6 protein-coding genes and 3 pseudogenes are annotated in these 5,345 nt (G+C 69.6%); 5 read left to right on the forward strand and 4 right to left on the reverse strand.

Annotated elements, in window-relative coordinates:
- The coding region (locus LMU33_RS40540) for a TetR/AcrR family transcriptional regulator (RefSeq protein ID WP_228627081.1) at positions 1–536 on the reverse strand (536 nt) is incomplete at its 3' end.
- Between the two features lie 87 nt (positions 537–623).
- On the opposite strand from LMU33_RS40540, the gene LMU33_RS40545 reads away from it, so the two are divergent.
- From LMU33_RS40545 to LMU33_RS40560, 4 genes and pseudogenes are all read left to right on the forward strand, one after another.
- Positions 624–1,070, forward strand: coding sequence for an anthrone oxygenase family protein (locus tag LMU33_RS40545; RefSeq protein WP_228627083.1), 447 nt, complete (start codon positions 624–626; stop codon positions 1,068–1,070).
- A 324-nt stretch (positions 1,071–1,394) separates the two neighbouring features.
- Positions 1,395–1,820 carry a DUF4267 domain-containing protein gene (locus LMU33_RS40550; RefSeq protein WP_228627085.1) on the forward strand — a complete coding sequence of 142 codons (426 nt, stop codon included), beginning with the start codon at positions 1,395–1,397 and terminating at the stop codon, positions 1,818–1,820.
- Positions 1,821–1,931: 111 nt separating this feature from the next.
- A pseudogene (locus LMU33_RS42185) lies at positions 1,932–2,457 on the forward strand (transposase); the annotation flags it as partial.
- A 410-nt stretch (positions 2,458–2,867) separates the two neighbouring features.
- Positions 2,868–3,354 (forward strand): annotated as a pseudogene (locus LMU33_RS40560) (transposase); the annotation flags it as partial.
- 4 nt (positions 3,355–3,358) lie between these two features.
- On the opposite strand, the gene LMU33_RS40565 reads toward LMU33_RS40560, so the two are convergent.
- The 3 genes from LMU33_RS40565 to LMU33_RS40575 all read right to left on the reverse strand — a co-directional run bounded on the left by LMU33_RS40565 (position 3,359) and on the right by LMU33_RS40575 (position 5,118).
- Complete coding sequence (locus tag LMU33_RS40565; protein ID WP_228627089.1) at positions 3,359–4,477, reverse strand: pentapeptide repeat-containing protein; 1,119 nt, start codon at positions 4,475–4,477, stop codon at positions 3,359–3,361.
- 28 nt (positions 4,478–4,505) lie between these two features.
- Positions 4,506–4,850 (reverse strand): diguanylate cyclase, encoded by a 345-nt coding sequence (locus tag LMU33_RS40570; protein WP_228627091.1) that lies wholly within the window; start codon positions 4,848–4,850, stop codon positions 4,506–4,508.
- Between the two features lie 91 nt (positions 4,851–4,941).
- Positions 4,942–5,118 carry a hypothetical protein gene (locus LMU33_RS40575; protein WP_372478161.1) on the reverse strand — a complete coding sequence of 59 codons (177 nt, stop codon included), beginning with the start codon at positions 5,116–5,118 and terminating at the stop codon, positions 4,942–4,944.
- Positions 5,119–5,121: 3 nt separating this feature from the next.
- Between LMU33_RS40575 and LMU33_RS40580 the strand changes: the two are divergent.
- Positions 5,122–5,345, forward strand: a pseudogene (locus LMU33_RS40580) (hypothetical protein); the annotation flags it as partial.

The following is a 5,345-nucleotide window of genomic DNA, read 5'->3' on the forward strand; positions in this document are numbered from 1 at the left end:
TCGGCGTCCTCGGGCAGTAGGCGGCCCGCGCGGGTCAGGGTCGCAAGGCCGTGCAGGGCCGCCCAGAACACCTCGGTGAACAGCCCCGGGTGGACGCCGTCGCCGGCGACGGCGTCGAGAGTCTCCAGCAGGGCGGCGAAGGCGTCCTTCAGCGGCTCGGGGGTGTCTTCCTGCGCGTAGGCCAGGCCGCCGTCGAGCTGGAACAGGGCGTCGTAGACCGCGGGGTTGTGCTCGGCGAAGTCGAGGTAGGCGCGGGCGAGGGCGGTGACCCGGGCGCGCGGGTCGTCCTCGGCGGAGGTCGCGGCCCGCACGGCCGCGGCCATCTCGGTGGCGCCCTGGAGGGCGACGGCGCCGATGATCTCGCGCTTGCCGCGGAAGTGGCTGTAGAGGACAGGCTGGCTGTATTCGATGCGCTCGGCGAGCTGGCGGGTGGTGACCGCGTCCCAGCCCTGCTGCTCGGCGAGTTCGCGGGCTGTCGCCACGATGAGGCGCTCGCGCTCCGCCCGTTCGCGCTGCTTGCGTTCTTGTACCGACATGGCTCGATTCTAGCACCGCTAGACAAGCGAGCGGCAGTAGTACTAGCGTTGCCTCAACTGCTAGCGATGCTAGATCCGGGAGGGGTCATGCTCAACGCACTCGAGGTCGTCACCACCGTGATCGTCGGCCTGATGGTGGGGGTGGAGTTCTCCGTCGCCTTCATCATGAACCGGATCCTGGACGCGCTCCCCGAGGACAGCGGCCAGCTCGGCCACGCCCACGGCGGCCGGATGCTCGGCGCCCTGATGCCGTTCTGGTACATAGGCTCGCTCGTCCTCAGCGCGATCTGGGCCATCGCCGGATGGCACCACCACGGCACCGGACTCGTCGTCACCGCAGCCGGCCTGCTGATCGTCAGCGTGGTCATGTCGATGCTGCTGCTCGTGCCGATCAACAACCGAAACAAGACCTGGACCCCCGACAGCCGGCCCGCCGACTGGAAGCAGCAGCTGCACCGCTGGAACCGCTACCACTACGTCCGCGTCGCCGTCATCGTCGCCGCCTTCACCCTGCTGGTCGCCGCCCTCGTCTGATACCACCGCTGCCCCGACATGCGCTGGTTCGCCCCTGCGCGTCGACGGCTTTCGCCCCGTCAGGGTGACCCCGACAGGGCTTCGGATTTCTGACCCCGCGGGCCGACACCGCGCCGGTGGCGCACAATCCCCACTCCCCGGGGGCGGCTGACCACCGAAATCCCGACATTCGGGAAAGCGGCTGCCGCTCAGATCCCACAACCGCGATCCCGGCACGCTACGCCCCCTGAGCGGCCGCGTCCACGCGGCCTGATCAGGCCCCACGCGACTCAGCAAGCTCCACGAAGCTCACCAGGCTGACGAAGACCCGCAAGGAGAAGAACGATGTTGCTGAAGAAGATCAATACTGTCCTGGCCGCCGCCTTCATCCTCTTCATCCTCTGGTTCGGGATGGAGTTCATCCTGAGCCCGGAGACGACGGCGCCGGGCTTCGGCCTGCCGAGCTGGCCGTCCGGCGACGGCGGCGGCTTCCTGATCATCAAGGGAATCCGCGACGTCGTCCTGGCCCTGGTCCTGGGCATCCTGCTGGTGACGGGCCACCGCCGGGCGTTGGGCTGGGTGCTGCTGGTGGAGGCCCTCGCCGCGTACGGCGACATGGCAACCGTGCTGGCCCACCACGGCTCAGTGGCCACCGCGCTCGGCGTCCACTGCCTGACCGCGACACTGATGGTGGTCAACGGCCTGCTGATAATGCGCGAGACCCGCAAGGCTGCGGCCGCTCCGGCAACGCCCGCCCCACAGCCCGCCTAGGGCACGGATCGGGTCGTGATCGATCCGTGGGTTTCGCCCCGTTCCGGGCCCTGGCCCGGTAGACCGTCGTGCGTGACACGCGCGCAACTGACGGACGAGGAATGAGAGTTCATCGAGCCGCGCCTGCCGATCGGCGAGGACGGCCCGTACCCCAAGAGCCTGCGGCAGCAGTTCGAGGGCGTGATCTGGCGGTTCCCGACCGGCGGGCAGTGGCGGGAGATGCCGAGCGAGTTCGGTGCCCGGTCAACCGTCTCCCATCGCTTCCGCCAGCGGCGGGACGCCGGCGTGTTCGATGCCCTGCTGGAGGACCTGATCGCGGAGGCGGCGAAGCAGAGCGAGGTGGCCTGTCCCTGGTCAGCATCGACTCCGTCACCGCACGCGCCCACCACGACGCCGCCGGGATGCACCGGGGCCAGAAGGTCCTCGCCGCCCTGGAGAAGGCCGCCGGCGAACAGGAGAAGGCCCGGCCACAGGGGGCAGCCCCGAAGAACAAAGCGGACGCGACGCCGAAGCGGCCCCCGAGCGGCAGGAACGACGACGGGTTCGCCGCCGGCGAAAGCTCCGCCTGAAGACCGCCCTCTTGGGACGCTCGCGGGGCGGGCAGAGCAACAAGGTCCACCTCGCGGCGAGCGGGCGGCCGAAAGCATCGCAGGCGAGATGAACCTTGCTGGTCAGACCGCCTCGGGAGCGTCGGCTGATCCGGGCTTTGAGCTTCCGGCTGCCTTGCGTGAGGGTTTCGCGCTCTTCGGCCGACGGGACGACCTGACCCGGCGGCAGGATCCCCTGGTCCCGCCGTCGGGGCTCTACGTCGATGAGGCCGTGAAGGGTGTTCTGGTCTTGCGGCGCGAGAATCAGGACTGCGCGTACTGGGGGATTTCCCTGGACGAGATCGAGCAGGCGGATCCACCGGTGGTGGTGGAATCGCGGGAGGGACGGATCCCCTTCCTCGATCGGATGTCCCTGTCTTGGGCGGAACTCGTGCCGAGCGAGTCGCTCTTCGGGGCGGACAGCCTCTACGACGCCTGCGAGCTCCCGGACGCGCTGGTGTCTCCCGACCCCGAGCGCGACGCCAAGCTCGACCGTATCGAGCAGGTGCTGGAACACTTCCCGGGCCTGGTCTTCGCCTTCGACGAGTTCGGGCCGCTCGGGATCCGACCCACCGGCGGTTCCTGCTGGGCCGAACAGCGCAAGCCCAACCGCCTGCATCGTCCTGGACAACCTCTGCGCCCACACCGGCGCGGACATCCGCCGCTGGGCGAAGAAGAACAACGTCGAACTGTGCTTCACCCGGACCTACGCCTCCTGGGCCAACCCGATCGAGGCGCACTTCGGCCCGCTGCGGCGGTTCACCCTGGCCAGCTCAAACCGCCGCAGCCATCCCGCGCAGACCCAGGCCCTGCACCGCTACCTGCGCTGGCGCAAGGCCAACGCCCGCCACCCGGACGTGCTCGCCGCCCAGCGCAGGGACCGCGCCCGCATCCGCAGCGAGAAGGGCATCCACTGGGGCGGACGGCCCATCGACTGCGCTGCCTGATTGCTCAATTCGCCGACGTTGACGGACCATGCATGGGCTCCGATTGCAGCAGCGGGACTCGCCTCGTGAGCGCGGCAGCCGGAAGCAGATTGTCCGGTTCGATGCCAGGGTCCGCGGTGACAACGACGCCGGCTGTTTGAGCGTCGAAGCCGGTCGGCCAGATCGTGAGGTCGCTCGCCAGCGCGCCTTCCAGCTTCGCCTCTCGCAGGTCTGCGCCGGTGAGGTCGCAGCCCCGCAGGTCGGCCGACCGCAGGTCCGCGCCGGCGAACACGGCGCCCTGGGCACGGGTCTTGCGCAGGTTCGCCTCCCGCAGGTCCGCACGGGAGAAGTCCGCCGCCCTCAAGTCGGCTTTGACCAGGCGTGCGCCGCGCAGATCGGCTTGCAGACAGCGGACCCGGTGGAGAATGGAGGTACCGAGTTCGGCATGCCGCAGGTTGGCGGCGATCAGTGACGCCTTGCTCAGGTTGACCTGGTAGACGCTCGCCGCTTCCATGCATGCGCCGTCGAGGTTGACTCCGTGCAGCCACAATCCGTCACAGTCGGCTCGGCGCAGATCGGTCAGGCTGACGTTGAGCCACTCCGGACGGCGTTCCTGGTACAGGACCCCGAGGCAGGTCAGCGCCGTCTGAGCGTCCGCGGCGCGGGTCTCCAGCGGGGGCACCGAGTTGATGGACACGTGAGCCGCCGGAACTGCGGGTTCCTGCGGCGGCCAGGGAAGGTGCGTGCGCAGATACGCCGCCATGATGGAGACGACCGCCTCGCGGTCGCGGTCGGAATGATCCGCAATCCGCCACAGTGCGTAGATGCCTCCGATCCGCACGTCCAGCTTGTCACTGCCGAGCTGATCCACGGCCCGGCTGAAGCGATCGGTGATGTTCCCCTCTCGGGTTGCGTTCAGCCCGTCCTGGCTGACGCGCAGCTGCCGCCACGTGGCATAGGCGCCGAACAGGACGACCGCACCGCCGACCGTCTGCAGAAGCGTGGTGCGCACGTTGTTCACCGCGTTCAACCGGTCCGCTGCAGCGAGGTGGCCACCTGCGAGGTCGTGGTCGACCATCAGCCCCGGAAGAACCAGGAGCACGACGCCCAGTAACACGATCACGGCCAGTGCGGCCAGCGCCACAGCAACGGCACGAGTCAGGCGCCACCGGTCACGAAAAGAGCCCCCCATAGCCGGAGGATCCTAGGACAAGGCCGAACGCGGCGAGGACGGTGTCCCGGGCCGTGTGGCCCATCGTGTCGTTCACGGCCTTGAAGTGGTCGGCGTCGACCATGACAACAGCCCCACTGTCGCGGTGGCGGGCCAGGAGCCGGCGGGCAGGGGCGGTGTGGGCGTCACGGCGCAGAAGCCCGGTCAGCGGGTCCTTGCGGGTGGCGGCGAGCTGCTTGTACAGCGCGATGGCGTGCACGGCCCAGCCGGCCGGCGGCACGGCGGCGGTGGTCAGTAAGAGTGCGCGCCGCCCGATTCGGGTCTGAACGCGCAGGACGGAGTCCATCCTGGGATCTCTCCCTGTCGTCTTGTACGGGTTGGGCAGGCCCGGGACAGGCGGCTGGTCGTCCGCCGTGGCGCCTGTCCCGGGGGCGGAGCTACAGCACGAAGTCGCTGCGCAAGTTCCCGCTGACGCAGTTGTGCCAGAGGCCGGCCTTCGCGGTGGGCCACTCCATCTCCCAGCCGGGCCGCAGCCCGCGCGCTGTCCAGCTGTCCGGCTGCTTGCCGGGGATCTCGAGTCCGGCCGTGTGCGCGGTGAGCGCGGCGTCGTACACCTCGTGCGCGCGGCGCAGGGCCGCGGCCGGGGGTCGGCGAGGGTCCTGAGCCAGGAAACGGGACACGGCGTCCTGCCGGCCGCCGACGAGGCGCTGAAGAAGGCCCTGGCCAAAGCCCCGGAAGGCCGTTACGGCACCTGTCTGGAGTTCGTCGCGGCCCTGCGCTGTGCCCTGGCCGAATGCTCCGCCCCGCAGCGCCGTACGCCCACGCTGGTCGATGTCCACGT

This window comes from Streptomyces barringtoniae (assembly GCF_020819595.1).
Taxonomy (GTDB): Bacteria; Actinomycetota; Actinomycetes; order Streptomycetales; family Streptomycetaceae; genus Streptomyces; species Streptomyces barringtoniae.

Bases quoted from the DNA above. Each gene is read 5' to 3' on its own strand.
- LMU33_RS40570 (WP_228627091.1), bottom strand. From the start codon at position 4,850: ATGGACTCCGTCCTGCGCGTTCAGACCCGAATCGGGCGGCGCGCACTC.
- LMU33_RS40550 (WP_228627085.1), top strand. From the start codon at position 1,395: ATGTTGCTGAAGAAGATCAATACTGTCCTGGCCGCCGCCTTCATCCTC.
- LMU33_RS40545 (WP_228627083.1), top strand. From the start codon at position 624: ATGCTCAACGCACTCGAGGTCGTCACCACCGTGATCGTCGGCCTGATG.